This window comes from Corynebacterium sp. HMSC059E07 (genome assembly GCF_001814395.1).
Classification (GTDB): Bacteria; Actinomycetota; Actinomycetes; order Mycobacteriales; family Mycobacteriaceae; genus Corynebacterium; species Corynebacterium hesseae.
The window spans coordinates 53,514-74,556 of the sequence record NZ_KV816314.1; the positions used below are offsets into that span (position 1 = coordinate 53,514).

Here is a 21,043-nt window from a genome sequence, read left to right on the forward strand (position 1 = left end):
AAAGAATTTGGACTAGAACCATGAATATATTACTACCTAACGCTCGGCAGGCCGATTCGAGGATGCGAGTAGGTTGGAAGGCATGAGCAACATTTCTGAGTTTGTCAGCAACGACCGCGATACCATTTTCCAGCAACTCAAGGAGCTCGTCTCCTTCAATTCCGTCCATAACGAGCCGGGCCTCGAGGACCAGCCCGCGAAGGCTGCCGAGTGGGTTCAGGCCGCGCTTGTCGACGCCAACTTCACCCCCGAAGCCATCACCACCGCTGATGGTTCCACGGCGATCGTCGCCAAGCGCCCCGGCAAGGAGGGCGCGAAGACGGTGCTGCTGTACTCGCACTACGACGTGGTTCCTGCCGGAAACCCCGACGCGTGGGACTCCGATCCTTTCACCCTGACTGAGCGCGAGGGCCGCTGGTACGGCCGCGGCGCCGCGGACTGCAAGGGCAACGTGGCCATGCACCTCGCCGCGCTGCGCGCGCTCGATGCTCACGGTGGAACCGATCTCAACCTCACCGTGCTCATCGAGGGCTCTGAGGAACGCGGCGGCGAGGGCCTGTCCGCGCTCATCGAGGAGCGCCCCGAGCTCTTCGCCGCCGACGCCATCCTCATCGCCGACGCCGGCAACGCCAAGACAGGCGTGCCGACTTTGACCACCTCCCTGCGCGGCGGCTCCCAGATCAACGTCAAGGTCTCCACCCTCAACTCGGCAGTGCACTCCGGCCAGTTCGGCGGCGCGGCTCCCGACGCCGTCAAGGCCCTCATGCGTGCGCTGGATTCCTTAACGGATGAGTACGGCCGCACGACTATCGACGGTGTCGATTGTGAGGGCACCTGGCCGCTGGCCGAGGGGCAGGACACCGCCTACCGCGAGGAAGATTTCCGCGCCGACGCCCAGATGCTCGAGGGCACCGAAATCATGGGCGCGAAGGATCCGGCAGGCGCCGCCGCCATCGCGGACATGATTTGGGCCCGCCCCGCCGTGACCGTGACCGGCTTTACCTCCACCCCGGTCTCCGAGGCGGTCAACGCCGTGCCCGCTACCGCCGAAGCCAACATCAACCTGCGCACCCCCGCCACCATGGACCCCCGCTCCACCGCGGAAGCAGTGGCCGAGCACCTGAAGAAGCACATTCCGTGGGGCGCGCACATCGAGGTCACCATCCTCGAGGCCAACCTGGGCTTCGAAACCGATCCGTCCAAGCCCGCCGTCGCCCTGCTCGGTGAGTGCCTGGGCGAGGCCTACGGTTCCGAGACCATCACCCAGGGCATGGGCGGCTCCATCCCGCTGACCGTGGAGCTGCAGGAGAAGCACCCGAACGCGGAAATTGCACTCTTTGGTGTCGAGGAGCCGCAGTGCACCATCCACTCCGCTAACGAGTCGGTCGACCCGACTGAGATTGAGAAGATTGCGATCGCTGAGGCTCTCTTCCTCCAGCGCTTCGCTTAAGCGGCACTATCCCGCCCGGCAGAGCCATCCGCCGGGCGCGGGCTCGCTTACTCCTGGATGCGTTGGTGGCGACATGGCGGAACGCCAACAGGAGACACAGGCATAACTGTATGAAACGAAAATCTGAAAATTGGGATTTCAGACTGTATCGTGAGCACTAGTGAACGCCCGCCGCTGCGGTGGGGTTTGCCCAGTCCCCGACAAGGAAAGGACGCCACCGCAACCTCGTGCTCACTCTCTTCAGCGCCTTGGTACTTACTACCATCGTCGCTCCATTCCTCCTTTTCTATCTCGGCCGCCGCGCCTTCGGCCTCCTTGCCGTCGTGCCCGCGGTGGGCTTCTTTTGGGTGCTCCAACAGCTCACCACTGGAACGCTGCGCGACGGCAACCAGCTGGCGTATGACCTCGACTGGATGCCCGCCGCGCACCTAACGATTAACCTGCGCATGGACGCGCTTTCCGCGCTGTTCAGCCTCATCATTTTGGGTGTGGGCGCGCTGGTCTTGCTGTATTGCTGGGGTTATTTCGACCACTCCCGGCGCCGCCTTGCCCTCTTCGGTAGCCAGATGGTGGGCTTTGCCACGGCCATGTATGGCTTGGTCATTTCCGATAGTTTCCTGCTGCTCTACGTCTTCTGGGAAATCACCTCCCTGCTGTCTTTCCTCTTGGTGAGCTACTACGGCGAGCGTGCCTCGTCGCGTCGATCAGCGCAGCAGGCCCTCATGGTGACCGTTCTGGGCGGCCTCGCCATGTTGGTGGGTATCACCCTCCTCGGCCGCCAGACCGGCGCGTGGTCTTTAAGCGGTATCGCCGCCACCGAGGACCTGGCCAACACGCCCTTCCTCACTGTGGCCATCGTGCTGATTCTCTGCGGTGCGCTCTCCAAGTCCGCCATCGCCCCGGCCCACTTCTGGCTGCCCGGCGCCATGGCCGCGCCGACCCCAGTCTCGGCCTACCTGCACTCCGCGGCGATGGTGAAGGCCGGCATCTACCTCGTCGCGCGCCTTGCCCCCTCGGTGCATGACATTTCTACCTGGCACCTCGTGGTCATCCCCCTTGGCGCTTTCACCATGTTGCTCGGTGGCTGGATGGCGCTCAAGCAGCGCGACCTGAAGCTGGTTCTGGCCTACGGTACCGTCTCGCAGCTGGGCTTTATCACCGCCATCATCGCCATCGGCTCCCGCGAGGCCATGCAGGCAGGACTGGCGCTGACCTTCGCGCACTCCCTCTTCAAAGCAGCACTCTTCATGATCGTCGGCGCCATCGACCACTCGGCGGGCACGAGGGACATCGACAAGCTGGCAGGCCTGGGCAAGAAGAAACCCGCGCTATACATCCTGGCCATCCTCCCCGCGATGTCGATGGCCGGTATCCCGCCGCTGCTGGGCTTCGTGTCCAAGGAGGCCACGCTCGAGGCGATCATGCACGAGGAGCTCTTAGTCGGCATGCCGCGCAACATGCTGCTCGTGACGGTCGTCGTCGGCTCCGCGCTGACCATGGCCTATGCGCTGCGCTTCCTCTGGGGCGCGTTCTCCTCGAAGGGGCAGGAGGAGCCCTCTGAAGCGGTAGCGAATATGCACCACATCGGCCCCTTCCTGTGGATCCCGCCGACGGTGCTGACTCTGCTGACCATCTTCTTTGGTCTGCTGCCGCTGCCTTTGTCCCACGGCATCACGCAGCACCTGGACAACACCTTTGGCGCGAAGCACGCGTCCGAACTAGCGCTATGGCATGGCTTCACCATCCCGTTGCTGCTCTCCGTGGTCATCATCGTCGCCGGTTCTCTCCTGCACTGGCAGCGCCAAGCCCTCACGAAGGCCCAGTTCACCTACCCGGCCTTGGGCTCGGCCGATGACTCCTACGACGCCGTCATCAACGCCCTGCGCCAACTCTCCCTGCGCATCACCGCTTCCACGCAGCGCGGTTCGCTGCAGTTCAACCTCACGGTCATCTTTGCCACCCTCATGGTGCTGCCCATCGTCATGCTCATCCGCGGCGACCTCACCAACGTGCACATGATCGTGGCCGAGAACCCCTGGCAGGCCATCGCAGCGGTGGTCATCATCATCGCCGCCATCGCCGCCACGGTGCTGGATAACCGCCTCTCCGGCGTCATCCTGGTGGGCGCGACGGGCTACGCCTTGTCCTTCATCTTTGCGCTTCACGGCGCGCCGGACTTGGCGCTGACGCAGCTCCTCGTGGAGACCATCATTATGGTGCTCTTCATGCTCGTGCTGCGCCGCATGCCGGCGAATACCGAGTGGAAGCAGAACCCCAAATCCGGCCGCCTGCGCGCGTGGCTGGCGGTGGGCGTGGGCCTGGCCGTCACCGTGGTGGGCATGTTCGCCATCAACGCCCGGCGCGAGGAACCCATCTCGCAGTACATGCCGGAATTGGCCAAGGAGATCGGCCACGGTGCCAACACGGTCAACGTCTTGCTCGTGGACCTGCGCGCGTGGGATACCTTCGGCGAAATCACGGTGCTCATCATCGCGGCGACGGGTATCGCCTCGCTGATCTACCGCACGCAGAGTTTCACCCGCTCCTCCCGCCGCCCGACCTTGCAGGTCACCGGCCGCCGCTGGCTGGCCGCGGGCGTGGAATCAGAGAAGGCGCTCAACCGCTCGCTCATGGTGGACGTGAGCACCCACATCCTCTTCCCCTCGATGATGGTGCTCTCCCTGTACTTCTTCTTCGGCGGCCACAACGCCCCCGGCGGCGGTTTTGCCGGCGGCCTCGTGGCGGCCTTGGCGCTGATTCTGCGCTACCTGGCCGGCGGGCGCGCGGAGCTCGATGAGGCGCTGCCTCTCGACGGCGGCCGCACCATGGCGGTCGGCTTGCTGCTCTCCCTCAGCGCAGTCATCACCCCGATGCTCTTGGGCTACCCGCCGCTGACCACCGGGTACACGAAGGTCGGGGTGCCACTCATCGGTGATGTATCCCTGCCTTCGGCGCTGATTTTCGACGCCGGCGTCTACCTCATCGTCGTCGGCCTCACGCTCTACGTCCTGTCCTCCTTGGGCGCCAAGCTCGATGAGGAAGAAGAGATACGTAAGCAACGCGCCCGCGACCGCGCCCGCTCCCTGGCACGCCGGGCGAACGAGAAAGAAACCACTGCCACTGCAGAGAAAGGACGCGCCTAATGGATGCCAACCTCATGCTCCTACTCGCTGCGGGCGTACTCTGCGGCGCCGGGGTGTACTTGTTGCTAGACCGCGCCATGACCAAGATGCTGCTCGGCATCTTGATGCTGGGCAATGGTGCGAACCTCTTCATGCTCATGGCCGGCGGTAAGGCTGGCTCGCCGCCAATCGACGGCCGGACTTCCCTGCCCTATGGCGAGGAAATCGCCGATCCGCTGGCTCAGGCGATGATCCTCACGGCCATCGTCATTTCGATGGCGCTGACCGGCTTCATTCTCACCTTGGCCTACCGCCAGTACCGTTACCGCACCGCGGACGTGATTGAGGACGACACCGAGGACACCGCCATCGCGGCGATGGCCTCGCGCCCAGGCAACGCCTCGGCTGCCCCGGATCACGATGCTTCCAATGACCCGACCACCGGCCGCAACACCAAGGAAGGCGATAAGTTTGGCCCCGAGTTCTTCGAGGCTCCCGTGAAGGAGGCCACCGATGAGTGAGACCATCTCGCCCCTGGTGGATCTGTTGCTGCCGTATATCAGCTACCTGATCCCCCTGCCGATCATCATCCCGGCTTTGGCCGCCGCGCTGGCGATGCTCTTTGCGCGCAATGCCCATGCGCAACGTCGCATCGCCTTCTTCTCCCTGCTCACGCTGGCCGCGGTCAACGCCGCACTGATCTTCATCGCGGATACCACCGGCATCCAGACCCTCCAGGTGGGCGGCTGGGACGCCCCGGTGGGCATCACGCTCGTGGCGGACCGTTTGTCCACGGTCATGCTCTTTACCTCCTCCGTCGTCCTGTTCTCCGTCATGTGGTACGCCATCTCGCAGGGCGTGCGCGATGGCACCAAGGACGAACCGGTGGCGGTATTCCTGCCTAACTACATGTTGCTGACCATGGGCGTGAACGTGTCCTTCCTGGCCGGTGACTTGTTCAACCTCTACGTAGGCTTCGAGATCTTCCTCGTGTCTTCCTACGTGCTGTTGACCCTCGGCGCATCGCCTGCGCGCGTGCGGGCGGGCGTGGGCTACGTCATGGTCTCCATGGCTTCCTCGCTCATCTTCGTGCTGGCCTTGGCCTATGTGTACGCCGCGGTGGGCACGATGAACATGGCCCAGATCGGCCTCCGGATGGAGGACATCCCGGCCGGTACCCGCTCCGCGGTCTTCTCCGTGTTGCTCATCGCCTTCGGCATCAAGGCGGCCATCTTCCCTCTCGATGCCTGGTTGCCGGACTCCTACCCCACCGCGCCTTCGCTCGTCACCGCGGTCTTCGCGGGCCTGCTCACCAAGGTCGGCGTCTACGCCATCATCCGCGCGCGTACCTCCATCTTCACCGGCGGCGGGCTCGACGGCCTGCTCATGTGGGTCGCACTGGCCACGATGCTCGTGGGTATCTTGGGCGCCATCGCGCAATCGGATATCAAGCGCTTGCTGTCCTTCACCCTGGTCAGCCACATCGGCTACATGGTCTTCGGCGTTGCCCTCGGTACCGCGCAGGGTTTGTCGGGCGCCATCTTCTACGCCGTACACCACATTCTGGTGCAGACCGCGCTTTTCCTGGTTGTAGGACTTATCGAGCGCCAAGCCGGCACATCCTCGCTGCGGCGCTTGGGCTCGCTGATTTATTCCGCACCGCTCATCGCCATTTTGTACTTCATCCCGGCCATGAACTTGGGCGGCATCCCGCCCTTCTCCGGCTTCCTGGGCAAGATCATGCTGATCCAGGCCGGCGCGAACGAGGGTTCCTGGATGTCGTGGGTGCTCATCGGCGGCGCGGTGGTCACCTCACTGCTGACCCTTTACGTCATGATCCTCGTGTGGACCAAGGGCTTCCTGCGTGACCGCAGGGATGCCCCCGAAGGCAACCTCGCCATGGCGCGGCCCTCCCCGCTCGGGGAGGTCACCGAGTATGTCGAATTGGAGGAGCGCGCCGATGTCGGTCGCGTGCCCTTCGGCATGCTGGCCTCCACGTCCCTGCTCGTCATCGCCTCGGTATCGATGACCTTCCTCGCCGGCCCGATCTCCGGTGTCACCACCCGCGCGGCGACGTCCGCGCAGGATGACTCCATTTACCGCTACGCGGTACTGGGAGATTCCGCCGAGGACCCAACGCGGCACTTGGACCCCGCCGAACGCTACGAGGAGGGCGCCGATTCGCGGAAGAACCGCAGCGAGCCCCTCCCGGATCCGGAGCCGGTGGCGCCGACAACGAGGACGTCGCCAAGCGCCACGCCCACATTGCCCACCTCCGTGGATAAGGAAGAAGAGGAGGTGTCCCGATGAGATTCTCCGGAATTAAGCACCGTTTCCGCCCGTGGTTCATGGTGTGGATCATCGTCATGTGGTGCATGCTCATGGGTGAAGTCACCGTGGCGAACCTGGTGGGCGGGCTGATAGCCAGCCTGTTTATCGTCTTCGCGCTGCCGCTGCCGGCGATGCCCGTGGCGGGGATTTCGGTGAGCTGGGGCAAACTTTTCATCTTTATGGTGCAGTGGTTTGTGGAGCTGATGGAAGCTTCTATCAAAGTGGGCTGGCTGGCGGTGCGCCCGCAGGAGGTGCCCAAGACGGCGATCGTCAGGCTCCCGATGCGCTTGGAGAATGAGTTCGTTCTGGCGCTGGCGGTCAGCCTGTACAACCTGCAGCCGGGCGGCACCGTGTCCGATATCGACATTGCGAACCGCATGCTCACCATCCATCTGCTCGACGCCGATTCTGAAGCTCACCTAGAGCGTGAGATCGCGGCGGTGCGCAAGCTGGAGGCCGATATGATTGCCATCTTCGAAAGGAGCCACCCCTGATGGATACTGACGTGTATAACATCCTGCTCACCGTGGCCGCGGGCTTCCTCGTGGTGGCCTTCCTCATCACCACGTGGCGCATCGTCATCGGGCCCAACTCGCTTGACCGGCTCATCGCCATGGACGGGCTCGTGGCCATGTTCCAATGCGCCCTGGCCACCTACATCTGTTGGACGCTGGACACGACGGTCTCCAACGCGATGTTGGTGGTGGCGCTCCTCGGGTTCATCTCGACGGTCTCCGTTACTCGCTTTAGGAAGAGGGACTCATGAGTTACGCAGTAGTTGCCGATATCCTCTCCATCATCCTCATCCTCCTTGGCTCGATACTCACCTTGGCGGCCGCGATTGGAGTGGCACGTTTTAAGGACACGATGGCGCGCGTGCACGCCATAGCCAAACCCCAAACCACCGGGCTCATCTTCACCATTGTGGGCGCAATCATCAAGGTGACGGGCTCGGAGAGCTTCAGCGTGGCTGAGCGCGGCGACTTGGGCATCCTGGTGCTGCTTGTCCTTTTCGCCATGATCACCAGCCCGGTGACTGCACAAAGAACCACGCGTATCGCCCGCCGTGAGGGCCTGTACGGCCCGCCGGAGTCAATGCTGCGCAATGAGGCCCCTGCCGCGCGCTCCATGCGCCGAAAGTAGGGACACGGGCGCCTTCTCCCAGGAAATGAAGGGGAATTAATATAAGCTGCAAAAGGCAATAATTGGTGGTCATCCGAGGAGAGTCGACGTGAAGAAGCTGCAAGGCGTACCAACGATATGCGCTGTCCTCGCGCTGTGCATCGCCGTGATGGCGTACAAGTTCAGCCAGTTCGATGGGCCCCATGCCTTCATCAATATCCTCCCCTTCGACCTCTCCATCTACCGCATGGCGGGCGAAGACCTCAACGCGGGCGGCCTGCTTTACGACGCCCCCTATATCTTCGAGTTTCCCTTCACGTACCCGCCCTTTGCGGGTTTGCTGTTCAAGGTTTTGCCCTTCTTCAGCAAGGGTGCGCTGACCTTTATGTGGCCCTCGCTCATGTTCCTGGCGGTGTTGGCGATCATCATCATGATCTTCCGTGAGCGGGGCATGAAGGTGACCCCGGCGGCCGTCCTGGTAGCGGTGCTGCTCACCGCCCTGACCCCGGCGAATGAGGCGATGCACGGCTCGCTGTACTACGGGCAGGTCAACGTATTCTTGATGCTGCTCGTGGCCCTAGATTTCCTGCCGATTAAGCGCCGCCTGCCGGGCGTGGGTATTGGCTTGGCCGCGGGAATCAAGCTGACCCCGGCTTATATGGGGTTGGCTTTGCTCTTTGAGAAGCGCTGGTGGGCCGCCGCGGGGGCGGTCATTACCTTCCTGGTGACCGTCGTGCTCGGTTTCCTCTTCGTGCCCGATGCAATGGATTTTTGGACCGACGCCATGTTCAACTCCTCCCGCGTGGGCGAGCACGCCAACCCCGGCGCGAAGTCGCTGCGCTCGCTCATGTACCGCGTTCTAGGCGTCGACGGCGGCATCTGGTGGCTGCTGGCGGTCATCGTGGTCTTTGCGCTTACCTGCCTGGCGCTTCGCACCGCATACCTGCGCGGCAACCGCTCGGCGGCTTTCGCGTTGACGGGCCTGAGCACCTGCTTGGTCTCCCCCTTCTCGTGGTACCACCACTTCGTGTGGACCATCCCCTTCGTGGTCATGGTCTTCGTATCGGTCAACCAGGCGCTCAGCGCGCGCCTGTCCGGTAAGTTCGGCGAGCAACTCGCCGGCCTCGCCTCCGTGGCGGCACTGTTCGTGGTGTCGCTGCCGTTTATGTCGGTGCCAGTGTGGTTCACCATGTCCACGGCCAACCTCGATGCGATCGAGTCCTTCCAGCCGTGGGCGACCTCGCTGTGGACGCTGTCCTGCGTTGCCTTCATCGCCGTCTACGCGGTGTGGGGCTTCGTCGCGCCGCGCAAGCGCGCGGTGGCGGAGAGCTAGGGGACGTTTCGATCAAATAAGGGGGCAAAACCCGCCCGTTTTAGCGCACTATTTGATCGAAACGTCCTCGTCGAGGCGAGGCAGCTTCCCAAAAGGACGTTTCGATCAAGTAAGGCCCGGAAAACCATCAGTTTCCGGGCCTTGATTGATCGTTCGGTACTCAGGCTAGAGCGGCAAGAGCTGCTCCATCTCATCCGCGGTGGCCTTGACCACCTTCTGCCAGCTGCCGGTCTCCTCGTACAGGCGGCGCTGGCGCTCATAGCCCGCCCCGGAATCGATGATTTCCTGCACCAGCTGCAGCTCCCGGGCACAGCCCAGCTCCTCGGACAACGGGGCCAGCTCCACCAAGAGATCCGCCAGCTCGTCTTTGATCCAGCGCTCATCGGTCTCGCGCGAGGTGATGACCAGCGCGTCCATGCCATAGCGCGCACCGCGCCACTTATTCTCCGCCACGTGCCACGGCTGGAGAGTCGGCAGCTTCTCGCCCGCGTCGATCATGCGGTCATAGTGCACCACCAGGCAGTGCGTCAGCGCCACGATGGCGGAGAGCTCGCGAAGGTTGGAGGCGGCGTCGGAAATGCGCACCTCCACCGTGCCCCACTTGGAGGCCGGGCGAACATCAAAGTGCATCGATCCCGTGTGGTTGATGACACCCGAAATCGCCTGGTCCCGCATGTAGGATTTCCACTGCTCCCAGTTCTCAAACTGGTAGGGCATGCCCGCAGTGGGCAGCTGTTGGTAGAGCATCGTGCGGTTGGAGGCATAGCCGGTATCGAGCCCTTCCCACCCCGGCGAGCACGCGGAGATGGCCAGCAGGTGAGGGTACTTCGTCATCAGCGCATTAATGATGGGCCACACGCGTTCCTCGTGGCTGATGCCGACGTGCACGTGCGTGCCCCACAGCAGCATCTGCTGGCCCCAGTACTGGGTGCGGTTGATGATTTCGGAATAGCTCTCCTTCGCGGAGACGGGGTTCTTCCGGAAGTCCGTGAAGGGGTGCCCACCCGAGGCCCACAGGCGCACGTCCATGGAATCGGCCGCCTCACGCACTGCGCTGAGCGACGCCCGAAGGTCCCCCATCGCCTCCGGCACCGTCCGGCACACCCCGGTTACCAGCTCCACCGTGTTTTGGAGGAATTCCTTTTCCAGGTGCACGGAGGGGTGGGAGGCGCGGACAACGTCGATAAGCTCGGCGCCGCGCGGCACGAGATCCCAGGTCACGGGGTCAACGAGGGCAACTTCCCACTCGACACCCAGCGTGGGCTCGGGCGAACGGGCGAAGTTCTCTTCCGGAATATTCACCCATTCATCCTATCCACCAACAGGGTGAATTTAATAAGTTTTTATTCCCTAGGCTTGGGGAACGGCGAGGACCACGACGACGGCATCGCCCTTGGTGTAATCCCCGGTCAGCTCGGCCGGGTACGGCGCGATGGCTTCCGCCGGAACGTTGCCGCCGTAGTACTGGGCGGCGACTTCCTTGGCCAGGTTCTCGGCCGCGGCATCACCCTGCGGGAAGAAGATGGTGGTCTTCGGTGCGACGAGGACCTCATCGCTGATGTTTCCTACCTCGGCGACCTTAAACTTTTCGCGCTTGAGGCGCTCAGCCTCATCGGCGGCGTAGTTGACGCGGCCGGAGTTGTTGTAAACGTTGACGGGGATCTCCGCCTGCGGGCGATCGGCATTGCCTGCGGGTGCACCGGCCTCGGCGTTCTCACCATGCTCAGCGCCGGCCTCAGCAGCGTTCTCCGAGTCAGCGTCGGCATCAGCCGGGCGCTCGTTCTCGTCGGCGTCCTTATTCTTGTCGGCTTCGCCCGCAGCGCCGCCGGTATGGGCGTCGCCCTCGGCGCCACCGGTGGCGGGTCCGGACACGGCGGCGTCGTTGGCGGGCGCGTCCTGGGCGGTGTCCTCGGAGCTATCCGAGGTCATGGCGTAGAGAGCCCACATGCCGAGCATGACGGCCACGGCGATGAGCACCATAGCGACACCACGCAGCGGGAGCTTGCTAGCGGAGGCCGGGGCGGCGGCCGAGTCGGACTCGGCGGCGTGGCGCGCGCGGTCAGCGGACGAGGCAGAGTTTTCCGGATTCACATTAGTCACATTGGTCACTCTAGTATCTGTGGGCCCTAGTCCGGCGCATTGTCGCGTGCGGCGCGCCGGATGTCCTCGCGGGCGTCGCGAAGCCGGCGCAAACGGGTGACCAGCAGCGGGTAGGAGGCGTGCGCGGCGGGGTTGTCGAGCAGCACATTGAGGCGCTGGTGATAGCGCACCGGAGTAATGTCCAGCTGCGTGCGGATGGCCTCCTCCTTCGCGCCGATATCGCGCGGGGCGTGGGACTCGAACTCCAAAATCGCGGCGTCTAGGTCTGACAGGGAATGCATGCTTAAACTGTATTCCATGACTATTCGTCCCATCGTTATCCACGGCGACCCGGTCCTCCACAACCCCACCGATCCGGTCACCGAGCCCATCGACTCCCCCGAGCTGCAGGAGCTCATCGCAGACATGCACGAAACCATGGATGCCGCGCACGGGGTCGGTCTAGCCGCAAACCAGATCGGCGTGAACAAGCGCCTCTTTGTCTACCACTGCCCCGACACCGACGGGCCAGATGGCACCGAGCTTCCCGAAGGCGGCATGCGGCGCGGCTGCGTGATCAACCCGGTGCTGGAGACCTCCGAGATTCCGGAAACCATGCCGGCTGACGACGGCTCCGAAGACGAAGGCTGCCTCTCCGTTCCGGGCGAGGGCTTCCCCACCGGCCGCGCCGACTGGGCCCGCGTGACCGGCAAGAATGAAAAGGGCGAGGACATCTCCATCGAGGGCTATGGCTTCTTCGCGCGCATGCTGCAGCACGAAACCGGCCACCTCGACGGCTTCGTTTACACCGACGTGCTTACCGGCCGCTACAAGCGCCAGGCCAAGAAGGCCATTAAGCGCAACGGCTGGACCGAAGCCGGGCTTACCTGGCTGCCGGGCGAGGACGAAGACCCCTTCGGGCACGAGGACTAATGTCCCGCATCTTCCGCTCCGATGCCGTCCAGGTGGGCGAGCGCGTGGTGGCCCGGCGCGATTTCGGCGGCGTGCACAGCGATGTCATCGGCCACGTGCTCAGCGTAGATCCGCTGGTCATCCGTCCACAGGAGGTGGGCGGCTACCCGTCTTCACTCGACGCAGTAGAGATTCCGCCGGAGCAGCTCAAGATTATTAAGCGCCTCTCCCCGCGCACGGTGCGCAATTCCGATATCCGCGCCGTGGAGGTGGCCACCGCAGCCGCCTTCCCGGGCAAGGAGCACACGTGGACCTCCGATGGCCAGTGGCTCATGCGCGCGGGCGATGGCGTGACGGGCCGCTCCAATTCGGCGGTGCCGCTGGGACCTTCTGCGGGTTTCCTGCCGGTGCCTTTCGATGAGATTGAAGCCTACTATGCGCGCCACGATCTTCCGGTGTGCTTGGCCATCCCGGAGCGCATCGGCAAGTCTGCTGAGAAGCTCGTGGCGGCGCAGCCCGAAGCGTGGGAGCTCGAACCGGAAATCCTGGTGATGGTCCGAGACCTGGATGAGCTGCCCGTGCTTTCCGACGTCCACTTCGCCATCGATGAGCAGCCCGATTCCGAGTGGCTCAACCTCTACCACTTCCGCGGCCAAGCTCTGCCACCGCTGGCACTGGAGTACCTACGCAGCCACATCGAGGGCACGATGGGCTTCGGACGTCTCCTCTCCCCTGCGGGCGAAACTATCGCTATTACGCGCGGCACGCTCACCGAATCCGGGGACGGCACCGTGTGGCTGGGTTACTCCGCCGTGGAGGTGGCCGAAGGCTGGCGCCGCAAGGGCCTGGGCACCGCGCTGGGCGCGCACATGCTGGCCTGGGGCAAGGCACAGGGCGCGGAGAAGGCCTACCTGCAGGTCGTAGCGCACAATACGGCAGGCATTCGGCTCTATGAGAAGCTCGGCTTCTTAGAGCAGCACCGCCACCGTTACGCCCGCCGCCTGCCTCAAGTACCCTAAACTACATGCGCATAGCTTCGTGGAACATCAACTCCGTTCGCACCCGCCCGCAGCGCGCGGTGGATCTTCTGGCAAAGCACGACATCGACGTGCTTTGCCTGCAAGAAACCAAGGTGGCGGATGCAAAGTTCCCCCGTGAGCCTTTTGAGGAGGCCGGCTACCACGTCACCTGCCACGGGCTGAACCAGTGGAATGGCGTGGCCATTGTGTCTAAGGAGGAGCCGGAGAAGGTCCAGACCTTCTTCCCCGGTCAGCCGGGGTTCCACAAGGACACCGCCAAGGAGCAAGCGCGCGAGGCCCGGGCGGTATCGGCCCGCATCCGCGGGATTGAGATCTGGTCCCTCTACGTTCCCAACGGACGCGAGATCACGGACCGCCACTTCGACTACAAGCTGGACTTCCTCTACGCGCTGGCACGCTATGTGGAGACCCGCGCGCAGTCGAAACTCTTGCTCACGGGTGACTTCAACATTGCTCCGCGCGATGAGGACGTCTGGGATATGTCCCTCTTCCGCGGCAAAACACACGTCACCGAACCGGAGCGCGCGGCCTTCCAGATGTTGGAGGAGGCCGGGCTTGAGGAGGTCACACGCCGCTTCACCGAGGAAGACCGCTGGACCTACTTTGATTACAAGTCCTTGCGCTTCCAAAAGAACGAGGGCATGCGCATCGATTTCCAGCTGGCCAGCGAGCCGCTTGCACACCTGGTCCAAGGTGCCCAGGTGGATATGGTTGAGCGCGCCGGCGACAAGACCTCCGACCACGTGCCACTGATCGCAGATTTCGATGTCCCCGATTTCGCATCGGTGCGCTAGCCTGCCATGAACCTCAACATCGATCTCTCCGTCTGGCAGCTTGTGCTGCTGATCATTGACTACGGCATCAAAATCATCGCCATCGGCGTGGTCCCCGAAGGCCGCCGCCCGTCTAGCTCCACCGCTTGGCTGCTGGCCATTCTGGTGCTGCCTATCGTAGGCCTGCCCCTGTTCTTGCTCATGGGCTCGCCCTATATCAACCGCCGGCGCCACCGCATCCAGCAAGAGGCCAACGCACTGCTTAACGACGTCACCGCCTCCACCCCCAACCACCCCTCCGGGCGCCTCTCCCCGGAGGTGGAATCCCTCATCCAGCTCAACCGCAACCTCACCGGGCACCCGGCTCTGATTGGGCATAACAAGGGCTTGCACGCTTCCTATGAGGAGGCCATCCTGGCCATGGCCCGTGCGGTGGACCGCGCTGAGAAATACGTGCTCATTGAAATCTACATCCAGTCCTGGGATGAGGTGACCGATGTCTTCTTCCAATCCCTCGCGCGCGCCCGCCAGCGCGGCGTGGAGGTCAAGCTGCTGCTGGATCAGATTGGCAGCCTGAAATACAAGGGTTACTTCACGCTGGGCAAGCGCCTTACCGAGATTGACGTCGATTGGCGGCTCATGCTTCCGCTGCAGCTGCACAAGGGCCGCTTCCGCCGCCCGGACCTGCGCAATCACCGCAAGATCGTGGTCATTGACGGCCACACGGGTTTCTTGGGCTCGATGAACATGATCAAGCGCGAATACAAGACGAAGGACCGCGCATGGATCGACTACATGGTCGAGATGACCGGCCCTGTGGTGACGTCCTTGGCCTCGGTGTTCGCGGTGGATTGGTACCTGGAATCGGAGGAACAGCTGTCCTTGGACATGCAGCCCTATGACGACGCTATGACGGCGGACTCCAACCACCTCCAGTTGGTCCCCTCTGGTCCCGGCTACACCACGGAACCTAACCTGCGCATGTTCAACTCGGTGGTGCACCACGCGAAGGAGAAGCTCATCCTTTGCTCGCCCTACTTCATTCCGGACGAGTCCCTCTTGGAAGCGGTCACCACCGCGTGCTACCGCGACGTCGAGGTGGAGCTCTTGGTTTCAGCGAAGGCGGACCAGTTCATGGTCAACCACGCGCAGTCCTCCTACTACCAAGCACTTTTGGAGGCTGGCGTGCGGATCTTCCAATTCCCCGAGCCCTTCGTGCTGCACTCCAAGTTCATCCTGGCGGACCCGAATCTTCCGGAGCGCGACCCACTGTGCATGTTTGGTTCCTCCAACATGGACATGCGTTCCTTCGGCCTCAACTATGAATCAACGATGCTGGTGGCCAAGGGAGACCTCATCGAGGATTTCACCCAGCTGGCCAGGAATTACAAGAAGGTCTGCCACGAGCTCACCCTCGAGGAGTGGAACGAGCGCGGCCTGCTGCGCCGCTACGTGGACAACGTCATGCGCCTGACCTCCGCCCTGCAGTAACAAGCACATGTGGGCCCGCACCTTGCTGCGGTAGGGCTGACTAGAACCATCTCTGATGGATGGCAAGAGCTCGCACTGCCTCACCAACGTTAGGACGTTTACTACCCAGAATATGCACTCAGAGCGGCATCGTACGTCCACACTTCTGCGGTAATTCCGGTAGCGCGCTTATACAACTCGCGCTCAGTCAGAATACAAAGATCGCCGCCACCAATCTGCTGAGTCATCATATCCACCATTGATAGACCCGCACGATGTCGTGAGACGAGCTCGGTGATGAACTCCTTGTTCCACTGAAAGTCATGCAGGATCCATGGGGATTGTTGATGGGCGGTCAACTCGAGCATCTGGGAAAATTTTTCCGCAATATTGCGTCTCACGTCGCCCTGCGGAAGCTGCGCAATGTGATTTCCGGTTTCAATTACCGCGGTAATCGGCAGGATGAACTTCGCGTTCTCGCTTTGGCGTTCCGCAAAATCGATCTTGGATTGCTCCTTAGCTTGGCATTTGTGAGGAATCGCAAGCAGGTTATCCAACACAGAGGTATCGATGAAGTAAACGCGCATCAGCTGATCCCAAAGAGTCGATTCATGTTCTCGAAACTAGTCTGCGTTTCGGTGTCATCGACTAATTCACCAGCGGTGACCGCAGCACCCAAGCTGTGCTTGGAAATGGATTCCACAAAATCCGGTAACTCCACCAAAGGCGAGAGCTCGCTTTGCCCGGTTCCGCTATCCCGGTAGCACACTGCTACCTGACTATTCTTCTCGCCAGAAATTTGGTCCAAGATGGCAGGACTGTGGGTCGTGACAAGAACCTGCGAGTCATGTTTGCGTGCGGATTCGCTAAGCATCTGCATAACTCTTTGTGCCTGCGAAGGGTGAAGCCCGTTTTCCATTTCTTCGACGACAATTTGAGCTACTGGGTTCTCTACGTCATCACCAAGTTCAAGAGGCTGCTCGATATCCAAGTCCTTGGGCGCTGTTTTGAGCGCCGTTGCAATTGCGAGGAACCGGAGGAGGCCATCACTCATTTCACGAGCAGGCGTTCTTTCCTGCTTTCCATCCTCGAAGTGTTCCACGAGGGTTAGCATGACTTCGTCCAACGGGGAGTCAATGAAGTCCAGTGTGGAATCCACTCCAGTCACATAAGCGGCCAGCTGTCCTAACTCTTGGAAAGTCTTGGGGGAATCCTTTTGCAGCTGCCACAGCACCGCCGAGAGGTTCTCACCGCTACGCTTCAGCTGCGTGCTCTTCCTTGGGACGTAATCCCGCATAAGGCTGGGGACTGGATCGAGGTGAAACACTGATCGAAGCGCCATGGACACAATCGACGCCCCTTTCAACACCGAATTCTCCGCACGGTTCTTTCCCGCTAGCACCGCCTTAATCTGTCCCAAAATAAGGCGAGAATCACGCAGAAGTGTGGTGGGGTTTGCCCCACGCTTTCCGCTAAAAATTAACGTGTAGATCCCAGCTCGGTTGTCTGCTGCCGGCTGGGTCTTAAACAACTCTGCATCGCTAGTGCGGGTGCCGCTCTTTACGGAATATCCGGTACCGATGAGGCTTTCTTTGACAACACGCAACTCCGGATACACCTGAACCTCGACGTCATAGCGGTACGTATCTCTCCCAGATTCAACGGTACAGCCCAGTTCAAAGCTCTCGGTACCATGCGGGGCGCAACCACGAGAGCCACCTCGGATTGGGCCGGTTTGGGTCATGCGCCCATCAAGTGCGTCTCCTAGTTCTGCCCCCGATGCCAAGCGGGACAAAACCTCCAGCCCATCCAAAGCATTCGACTTTCCGGAACTGTTTAAGCCAGTCAGAAAGGTGACTGGATGCAGAGTCAATACAGCATCATGGAAAGACTTGAACTTGCTCAGGCGAAGCTCGGCGAGACGTGGGGTAGCCATGCGGCCAATAATACGCATTAACGCTCTATGCGTTGTGCACATCTGTTGAACTTCACGCAGCGCCGCGGGCCAGCCGCGTGGACGCCACAAGGCCGCACAGCGAGATGAAGCTGCAGCACACCATGCCGATGGCCATCGTCAGCGCCGCATTTGAGCCCCATCCCATGAGCGGGCTGATGGCGCTGGCTAGCAAGGACTGGCCAAAGCCCATAATCGCGGAGACGCTGCCCGCGCGCGGGCGCATGAGGCCCGTCGCCAGCGCGGTGGCGTTGCCCATGATGAAGCCGGTCGGCGCCACACACGCAAAGAGCACGACGAGGCACACCCACACCGGGGCGCCGAACAGCACCGACAGCAGCAAGAGCACCCCACACGCAAGAACGCCGCAAACACCGATGCGCAGCATGACCGCCGGGGAGACCGAATCCATCGCCCGCGAATTCACCAGCGTGGCCATAAAGAGGCCCACGGAGTTGATGCCGAAAACCAGCGAATAGCCCAGCGGCGAAAAGCCCCACTGGTCTTGCACCACGAAGGCCGAGGCCGCGATGTAGCAGAACATCGAGCAGAAACCGAAGGCCATGGTCACCAGGTAGCCCCACACCCGGGCATTGGTCAGGACCGCCCAGTAGTTGCCCGCCACCGTGCGGAACAGCCCGGCGCGGGAGCGCCCACCCGCGGTTTCCGGAACGATGGCAATCGCCAGCACCAACTGCACCGCATGCAGCCCGGCGAGCACCCAAAAGATGCCGCGCCAGCCCAGCGGCTCCGCCAGAACACCGCCGAGCACTGGGGCCACCGCCGGCGCGATGCCCTGCAGCGCCATGAGCAGCGAATACGCCTTCGCGGCAGCCGCGCCGTGCACGAGGTCAGGTACCACCGCGCGGGCCAGTACCACGCACGCGCCGCCGCCGAGGCCCTGCAGCACGCGGGCGGCCACGAGCACGGTGGCGGTCGGAGCCAGCGCCGCCAACACGGAGGCCACTAGCGCGAGGCAGGCACCGGCGATGAGGAGGCGTTTGCGCCCGATGGCGTCGGAAAGCGGGCCCATCACCAGCTGTCCCACGCCCATGCCGATGAAGAAGCCTGAGATGGTCAGCTGGACCATCGCCCGGGTGGTGCCCAGATCGGCGAGGATCTCCGGCATCACCGGCAAGTACATATCAGTGGCAAAAGGCGCTGTTGCGGACAACAGCGCCAATGTAGCCAGGAGTGGAAAAGGAATCACGCGTCGCGCTGCTCCAGCACAATGACGCCGAAAATCCACAGCACCGCGGCCCAACCGAAGAAGACGAGGGCCTCAAATCCTACCGATGACCACGGCGCGTTCTCATCTACATAGTTCACCGCCCAGTTCTGGAAGGCAGTAAAGGGCATGAAGTGAATGGCCTTATCGCCCACCGTCGGCAGCACACGCACGATGTTTTCCAACCCCAAGTACAAGATGAGGGAAATCGCCACCGTGCCGGCGGTCTGCCGCAACAGCATGCCCAGGCCCTGCACGAAGGCAACCACGCCGAAGGCCGCGAGAGGGAAGGACCACAGCATGTACTTGCCGTCCTCGCTGGCAAAGGGCTGGAAAGCCTCCGCCGCCGATTCGTTGGTCGTCATATCCGCCAACACGAAGATGTACACCAGGCTCAAGAAAGCAATGATGGCCGCGATCACGCCGTAGAGCAGCAGCTTGGCACAGGCCACTGTCCAGCGCTTCGGGTTGGTCATGAAGGTCAAGGATTGCGTCTTATAGCGGTATTCCGTGGTCACCACCATCGCGCCCTGGATCATTATGATCGGCATGCCCATGAGCAAGAGGATGGAGGCCAAGGCCCGCTCCTGCAGCGGGCTAATGCCCAACACCGCCTCGCCCGCGTTCAGCGAGTTCAGCAGCGTCCATCCGGTCACGATGAGAATGATGAGGGCCGTGGTCCACCAGAAGGACTTCGTCGTGCGCAGCTTCGTCCACTCCGCATGCACAGTGTTGAAAAACATTAGCGCTATACCCCTTCCTTCGGTGCCGCCGCCTGGTACTGCACCGCGCGTTCCGTCATAGTCACGTAGGCCTCTTCCAGCGAGGCGCGGTGGAGCGTCAATTCCGTCAGCGGCACACCCGTGGAATAAGCCAGCTGACCCACGTAATCCGTGGTTTGGTTCGGAATAACCAAGGTGCGGCGCTGCTCCTCATCGACCGACTCGCTATACGTGATGCCGGCCTCCTTCAGCGCCGAGCCGAACTCGCGCAAGTGCTCCGAGCGCACGATAACCGAGGCACTGGAGTTTTCCTTGACAAAGTCATAGGTGCGCTGATTAGCCAAGAGCCTGCCGCGGCCAATCACCACGAGATGGTCCGCGGTTTGCGCCATCTCCGCCAGCAGGTGGGAGGAGATGAGCACCGTGCGGCCCTCCGCGGCCAGCGCCCGCACGAGCGAGCGCACCCAGCGAATACCTTCCGGGTCTAGGCCGTTGACCGGCTCATCCAGGATCAGCACGCCCGGATCCCCCAACAGGGCGGCCGCTAAACCGAGGCGCTGGCCCATACCGAGGGAGAAGCCGCCGGCCTTCTTGCCCGCAACATCGGCCAAGCCCACAAGACCCAGCACCTCGTCGACGCGGGAAGTAGGAATGCCATTAGCCTGCGCCATCCACGTCAGGTGGTTGGCGGCGGTGCGGTTGGCGTGGACGGCTTTGGCGTCGAGAAGCGCGCCCACCTCGCGCAGCGGGTTCTTCAGCTCGCGGTAGGGCTTGCCGTGCACCAGAGCAGTGCCAGCGGTGGGCTTGTCCAAGCCCAGGATCATGCGCATCGTCGTTGATTTTCCAGCGCCGTTTGGTCCCAGAAAGCCGGTCACTTGTCCCGGCTTCACCTGGAAGGTGAGGTCATCGACGGCGCGGACAGACTTGTACTGTTTGGTCAGTCCGGCTACTTCAATCATGCCCTACAGCGTGCCACAGGTTCCCGCCGCGCGCCTGTATCAGCTGCTGATTTCCTCCCAGCGCTCCAGCAGACGCGGCAGCGCTTCCCGGAAGGGAGCCAAGAGCTCTAGCTCTTCTACCTGGTTAAACGGAACCCAGCGCAGCTCGGCGGATTCCGCATTGGCGGTCGTCTCCAGCCGCTGGCCCGAGACAGTCCGCGCCAACACCGTGGTATAGGTCCAGCCTTCCTCGAAAGGCCCGGAGGTGACCAGCGCATCCAGCACCTCGATGTCCGAGGCCGAGATTCCGGTTTCCTCCGCCGTCTCCCTCAGCGCTGCCTGCTCCGGGGACTCCGGCTTATCCCTCGCCCCGCCCGGGATTCCCCAGGTCCCGCCATTATTCGTCCACGTGGCGCGGTGCTGGAGCAATACCTCATCCCCCGCCACCAAGAAAAGGCCAGCAGCTCCAAACTTGCCCCATACCGGCACCCCGCCCGGCCCCTTAGACCAGCCATCACCGGAGAGTTCTGGGTTTACGCGTGTACACATGCCTTCCACGATACGTCAGA

General features: G+C 62.5%; 21 protein-coding genes. 12 read left to right on the forward strand and 9 right to left on the reverse strand.

Annotated elements, in window-relative coordinates; genetic code table 11:
• The first annotated feature begins 82 nt into the window (after positions 1-82).
• From HMPREF2967_RS07170 to HMPREF2967_RS07205, 8 genes are all read left to right on the forward strand, one after another.
• Complete coding sequence (locus tag HMPREF2967_RS07170; protein ID WP_070685781.1) at positions 83-1,450, forward strand: dipeptidase; 1,368 nt, start codon at positions 83-85, stop codon at positions 1,448-1,450.
• Between the two features lie 227 nt (positions 1,451-1,677).
• Positions 1,678-4,593: a Na+/H+ antiporter subunit A gene (locus HMPREF2967_RS07175; RefSeq protein ID WP_070685783.1), complete on the forward strand. Its 2,916-nt coding sequence runs from the start codon at positions 1,678-1,680 to the stop codon at positions 4,591-4,593.
• Entirely contained in the window at positions 4,593-5,093 is a 501-nt protein-coding gene (locus HMPREF2967_RS07180; protein WP_070522657.1) for a Na(+)/H(+) antiporter subunit C, read from the forward strand. The genes HMPREF2967_RS07175 and HMPREF2967_RS07180 overlap by 1 nt, the downstream gene beginning before the upstream one ends.
• Complete coding sequence (locus HMPREF2967_RS07185) at positions 5,086-6,882, forward strand: Na+/H+ antiporter subunit D (RefSeq protein ID WP_070685785.1); 1,797 nt, start codon at positions 5,086-5,088, stop codon at positions 6,880-6,882. The genes HMPREF2967_RS07180 and HMPREF2967_RS07185 overlap by 8 nt, the downstream gene beginning before the upstream one ends.
• Positions 6,879-7,397, forward strand: a complete 519-nt coding sequence (locus tag HMPREF2967_RS07190) for a Na+/H+ antiporter subunit E (RefSeq protein ID WP_070685787.1) — start codon at positions 6,879-6,881, stop codon at positions 7,395-7,397. The genes HMPREF2967_RS07185 and HMPREF2967_RS07190 overlap by 4 nt, the downstream gene beginning before the upstream one ends.
• Positions 7,397-7,669, forward strand: a complete 273-nt coding sequence (locus tag HMPREF2967_RS07195) for a monovalent cation/H+ antiporter complex subunit F (protein WP_010188770.1) — start codon at positions 7,397-7,399, stop codon at positions 7,667-7,669. Before HMPREF2967_RS07190 ends, HMPREF2967_RS07195 begins: the two co-directional genes overlap by 1 nt.
• Positions 7,666-8,046 (forward strand): monovalent cation/H(+) antiporter subunit G, encoded by a 381-nt coding sequence (locus HMPREF2967_RS07200; protein ID WP_070685789.1) that lies wholly within the window; start codon positions 7,666-7,668, stop codon positions 8,044-8,046. The genes HMPREF2967_RS07195 and HMPREF2967_RS07200 overlap by 4 nt, the downstream gene beginning before the upstream one ends.
• 88 nt (positions 8,047-8,134) lie before the next feature.
• Positions 8,135-9,358 (forward strand): glycosyltransferase 87 family protein, encoded by a 1,224-nt coding sequence (locus tag HMPREF2967_RS07205; RefSeq protein ID WP_070685791.1) that lies wholly within the window; start codon positions 8,135-8,137, stop codon positions 9,356-9,358.
• 165 nt (positions 9,359-9,523) lie between these two features.
• Here the strand turns inward: HMPREF2967_RS07205 and HMPREF2967_RS07210 are convergent, their stop codons facing one another.
• Genes HMPREF2967_RS07210 through HMPREF2967_RS07220 form a run of 3 tightly spaced genes read right to left on the reverse strand, consistent with a single transcriptional unit; the run spans position 9,524 to position 11,739 of the window.
• Positions 9,524-10,660, reverse strand: coding sequence for a glutamate--cysteine ligase (locus HMPREF2967_RS07210; protein ID WP_070562434.1), 1,137 nt, complete (start codon positions 10,658-10,660; stop codon positions 9,524-9,526).
• 48 nt (positions 10,661-10,708) lie between these two features.
• The gene (locus tag HMPREF2967_RS07215) at positions 10,709-11,458 is read right to left on the reverse strand and encodes a LytR C-terminal domain-containing protein (RefSeq protein WP_070562489.1); all 750 of its coding nucleotides are present in this window, start codon (positions 11,456-11,458) and stop codon (positions 10,709-10,711) included.
• Between the two features lie 26 nt (positions 11,459-11,484).
• Complete coding sequence (locus tag HMPREF2967_RS07220) at positions 11,485-11,739, reverse strand: DUF3263 domain-containing protein (protein WP_070522640.1); 255 nt, start codon at positions 11,737-11,739, stop codon at positions 11,485-11,487.
• A 16-nt stretch (positions 11,740-11,755) separates the two neighbouring features.
• Here HMPREF2967_RS07220 and HMPREF2967_RS07225 point away from each other — a divergent pair, with 16 nt between their 5' ends.
• From HMPREF2967_RS07225 to cls, 4 genes are read left to right on the forward strand one after another with little or no spacing between them, the layout of a single operon-like run.
• Positions 11,756-12,370 (forward strand): peptide deformylase, encoded by a 615-nt coding sequence (locus HMPREF2967_RS07225; RefSeq protein WP_070562492.1) that lies wholly within the window; start codon positions 11,756-11,758, stop codon positions 12,368-12,370.
• Positions 12,370-13,368 (forward strand): N-acetylglutamate synthase, CG3035 family, encoded by a 999-nt coding sequence (locus tag HMPREF2967_RS07230; protein ID WP_070562437.1) that lies wholly within the window; start codon positions 12,370-12,372, stop codon positions 13,366-13,368. Before HMPREF2967_RS07225 ends, HMPREF2967_RS07230 begins: the two co-directional genes overlap by 1 nt.
• A 5-nt stretch (positions 13,369-13,373) precedes the next feature.
• Complete coding sequence (locus HMPREF2967_RS07235) at positions 13,374-14,183, forward strand: exodeoxyribonuclease III (protein WP_070562440.1); 810 nt, start codon at positions 13,374-13,376, stop codon at positions 14,181-14,183.
• A 6-nt stretch (positions 14,184-14,189) separates the two neighbouring features.
• Positions 14,190-15,653, forward strand: a complete 1,464-nt coding sequence (gene cls / locus HMPREF2967_RS07240; protein WP_070564175.1) for a cardiolipin synthase — start codon at positions 14,190-14,192, stop codon at positions 15,651-15,653.
• Positions 15,654-15,754: 101 nt separating this feature from the next.
• Here the strand turns inward: cls and HMPREF2967_RS07245 are convergent, their stop codons facing one another.
• The 6 genes from HMPREF2967_RS07245 to HMPREF2967_RS07270 are packed head-to-tail and all read right to left on the reverse strand — an operon-like array spanning position 15,755 to position 21,023.
• On the reverse strand, positions 15,755-16,219 hold the full coding sequence (locus tag HMPREF2967_RS07245; protein WP_070564178.1) for a hypothetical protein: 465 nt from the start codon (positions 16,217-16,219) through the stop codon (positions 15,755-15,757).
• Positions 16,219-17,586, reverse strand: coding sequence for an AAA family ATPase (locus tag HMPREF2967_RS07250; RefSeq protein ID WP_158014692.1), 1,368 nt, complete (start codon positions 17,584-17,586; stop codon positions 16,219-16,221). The genes HMPREF2967_RS07245 and HMPREF2967_RS07250 overlap by 1 nt, the downstream gene beginning before the upstream one ends.
• A 34-nt stretch (positions 17,587-17,620) precedes the next feature.
• A complete protein-coding gene (locus HMPREF2967_RS07255) occupies positions 17,621-18,796 on the reverse strand; it encodes a multidrug effflux MFS transporter (RefSeq protein ID WP_070564181.1) in 1,176 nt (391 codons plus the stop codon).
• A complete protein-coding gene (locus tag HMPREF2967_RS07260) occupies positions 18,793-19,557 on the reverse strand; it encodes an ABC transporter permease (RefSeq protein WP_070522625.1) in 765 nt (254 codons plus the stop codon). The genes HMPREF2967_RS07255 and HMPREF2967_RS07260 overlap by 4 nt, the downstream gene beginning before the upstream one ends.
• Before the next feature lie 5 nt (positions 19,558-19,562).
• Positions 19,563-20,495, reverse strand: coding sequence for an ABC transporter ATP-binding protein (locus tag HMPREF2967_RS07265; RefSeq protein ID WP_070685794.1), 933 nt, complete (start codon positions 20,493-20,495; stop codon positions 19,563-19,565).
• A 39-nt stretch (positions 20,496-20,534) separates the two neighbouring features.
• A complete protein-coding gene (locus tag HMPREF2967_RS07270; protein ID WP_070685796.1) occupies positions 20,535-21,023 on the reverse strand; it encodes an NUDIX domain-containing protein in 489 nt (162 codons plus the stop codon).
• Between the last annotated feature and the right edge of the window lie 20 nt (positions 21,024-21,043).